Consider the following 3,313-nt stretch of genomic DNA (forward strand, 5'->3'; position numbering starts at 1 on the left):
GTCAGGTTCATGATCACCGGCGTGCCGTCCCGGTACTGCTCGCCGATCGTACGGGCCTCGGCGCCGACCCGCTGGGCTGGCAGGCCAGGACCGGTGAGCCCGGGGACCGGGAGGCCGCGGTCGCGCTCGCCGAGCGCTGCACGGCGTTCCCGGAGCTCAAGGCGCTGGTCGTGGACGGTCTGCCGTACCACGAAGCGGGCGGCTCGGACGCGCAGGAGCTCGGCTGCTCGCTGGCCGCCGCGACCACCTACCTACGGTGGCTGACCGAAGCCGGGCTGGACGTCGACGCGGCCGCCGGGCTGCTGGAGTTCCGCTACGCCGCCACCGCCGACCAGTTCCTCACCATCGCCAAGCTGCGCGCCGCGCGGCGCCTGTGGGAGCAGGTGACCCGCTCCAGCGGCGCGTCCGAGCACGCGCGGGGCCAGGCGCAGCACGCGGTGACCTCCGAAGCGATGCTCACCCGCCGCGACCCGTGGGTGAACATGCTGCGCACCACGATCGCGTCCTTCGCCGCCGGGATCGGCGGGGCGCAGGCGGTGACCACGCTGCCGTTCGACGCCGCGATCGGCCTGCCGGACGACTTCTCCCGGCGCATCGCCCGCAACACCCAGTCGCTGCTGCTGGAGGAATCGCACCTCGCGCAGGTCATCGACCCGGCGGGCGGCTCCTACTACGTCGAGTCGCTGACCGATGAGCTGGCGAAGTCGGCCTGGTCCTGGTTCCAGCGGATCGAGGCCGCCGGCGGGTTGCCCGCCGCGCTGGAGTCCGGCCTGATCGGCGACGAGCTGGCCGCCACCTGGGAGCAGCGCCGCACCGCGATCGCCCACCGCGAGGACGCGATCACCGGTGTCAGCGAGTTCCCGAACCTCGACGAGCCGTCGTTGGAGCGCGAACCCGCTCCCGAACAGCCCGTGGGCGGCCTCCCCGTCCACCGCTACGCCGAGGACTTCGAGCGCCTGCGCGACGCCGCCGACGCGCAGCCCACGCGACCGGCGGTGTTCCTCGCGACGCTCGGCCCGCTGGCGGCCTACAACGCGCGCGCCTCGTTCGCGCGGAACCTCTTCGCCGCAGGCGGCATCGACTGCACCGAAGCAGGCCCCACCGAGTCCACTGAGGACATCGTCGAGGCCTACGACGGAGCCGCGGTGGTGTGCTTGTGCTCCAACGACAAGGTTTACGCCGAACGCGCGGCGGAAACAGCTGAAGCGCTGAAGCGGGCCGGGGCCCAGCACGTGCTGCTGGCCGGCAAGCCGAGCGACCTGGCCGGGGTGGACGGGTTCGTCTTCGCCGGGTGCGATGCGCTGGCCGTCCTCACCGACGTCCACGACCAGTTGGGAGTCCGACGATGACGCAGATCCCGAACTTCGCCGACATCCCGCTGGACGCGCCGCAGCCCGCAGACCCCCAGCGCTGGCAGGAAGAACTGCTCGCCGCCACCGGCAAGGAGTCCGACGCGCTGGTGTGGGAGGCGCCCGAGGGCATCGGCGTCAAACCGCTCTACACCTCGTCCGACACCGAGGGCTTGGACTTCCTGCACACCTATCCCGGTCTGGCGCCGTTCCTGCGCGGCCCCTACCCGACGATGTACGTCAACCAGCCGTGGACCGTCCGGCAGTACGCCGGGTTCTCCACCGCCGAGGAGTCCAACGCCTTCTACCGCCGCAACCTCGCCGCCGGGCAGAAGGGCCTGTCGGTGGCCTTCGACCTGGCCACCCACCGCGGCTACGACTCCGACCACCCGCGCGTGGCCGGTGACGTCGGCATGGCCGGGGTGGCCATCGACTCGATCTACGACATGCGGCAGCTCTTCGACGGCATCCCGCTGGACCGGATGAGCGTGTCGATGACCATGAACGGCGCGGTGCTGCCGGTGATGGCGCTCTACATCGTCGCCGCCGAGGAGCAGGGCGTCGCGCCGGAGAAGCTGGCCGGGACCATCCAGAACGACATCCTCAAGGAGTTCATGGTCCGCAACACCTACATCTACCCGCCGCAGCCGTCGATGCGGATCATCTCCGACATCTTCGCCTACACCTCGCAGCGGATGCCGAAGTTCAACTCCATCTCGATCTCCGGCTACCACATCCAGGAGGCCGGGGCGACCGCCGACCTGGAGCTGGCCTACACCCTCGCCGACGGTGTCGAGTACCTGCGCGCCGGGCGGCAGGCCGGGCTGGACACCGACGCGTTCGCGCCCCGGCTGTCGTTCTTCTGGGGCATCGGGATGAACTTCGCGATGGAGGTCGCCAAACTGCGCGCGGCGCGGCTGCTGTGGGCGAAGCTGGTCAAGCAGTTCGACCCGCAGAACCCGAAATCGCTGTCGCTGCGCACCCATTCGCAGACCTCCGGCTGGTCGCTGACCGCCCAGGACGTCTACAACAACGTGGTGCGCACCTGCGTCGAGGCGATGGCCGCCACCCAGGGCCACACCCAGTCGCTGCACACCAACGCGCTCGACGAGGCGCTGGCGCTGCCCACCGACTTCTCCGCGCGCATCGCCCGCAACACGCAGCTGGTGCTGCAGCAGGAGTCCGGCACCACGCGGGTGATCGACCCGTGGGGCGGCAGCTACTACCTGGAACGGCTCACCCAGGACCTCGCCGAACGCGCGTGGGCGCACATCACCGAGGTCGAGGACGCCGGCGGCATGGCCCAGGCCATCGACGCGGGCATCCCGAAGCTGCGCATCGAGGAGGCCGCCGCCCGCACCCAGGCCCGCATCGACTCCGGCCGCCAGCCGCTGATCGGCGTCAACAAGTACCGCTACGACGGCGACGAGCAGATCGACGTGCTCAAGGTCGACAACGCCGGAGTCCGCGCCCAGCAGCTGGAGAAGTTGCGGCGGCTGCGGGAAGAACGCGACAGCCAGGAGTGCGAGGACGCGCTGCGGCGGTTGACCGCGGCGGCCGAGGCGTCGATGTCCGACGACCGCCCGAACGACCTCGCGCACAACCTGCTGTCGCTGGCCGTGGACGCGGCCCGGGCGAAGGCCACCGTCGGCGAGATCTCCGACGCGCTGGAGAAGGTGTTCGGCCGCCACTCCGGCCAGATCCGTACGATCGCCGGCGTGTACCGGGACGAATCGGGGCCGTCGGAGCAGCTGGAGACCGCGCGCCGGCAGGTCGAGGACTTCGCCGAGGCCGAAGGCCGCCGCCCGCGCATCCTGGTCGCCAAGATGGGCCAGGACGGCCACGACCGCGGCCAGAAGGTGATCGCCACCGCCTTCGCCGACCTCGGCTTCGACGTGGACGTGGGCCCGCTGTTCAAACTTCGCGAGGTGATCCGATCTGGGCGCTTCGACGTGGTGCACACC

Annotated in this window: 2 protein-coding genes; both read left to right on the plus strand. The window is 70.9% G+C overall.

Features of this window, described 5'->3' with window-relative positions; all coding sequences use genetic code 11:
* The coding region (locus ABTZ89_RS37290; RefSeq protein WP_351053890.1) for a methylmalonyl-CoA mutase family protein at positions 1 to 1,349 on the plus strand (1,349 nt) is incomplete at its 5' end.
* A partial coding sequence (gene scpA, locus ABTZ89_RS37295; protein ID WP_351053893.1) for a methylmalonyl-CoA mutase occupies positions 1,346 to 3,313 on the plus strand: 1,968 nt, incomplete at its 3' end. The genes ABTZ89_RS37290 and scpA, both read left to right, overlap by 4 nt.

It is taken from the genome of Saccharopolyspora sp. NPDC002686, from assembly GCF_040295745.1.
Classification (GTDB): Bacteria; Actinomycetota; Actinomycetes; order Mycobacteriales; family Pseudonocardiaceae; genus Saccharopolyspora; species Saccharopolyspora oryzae.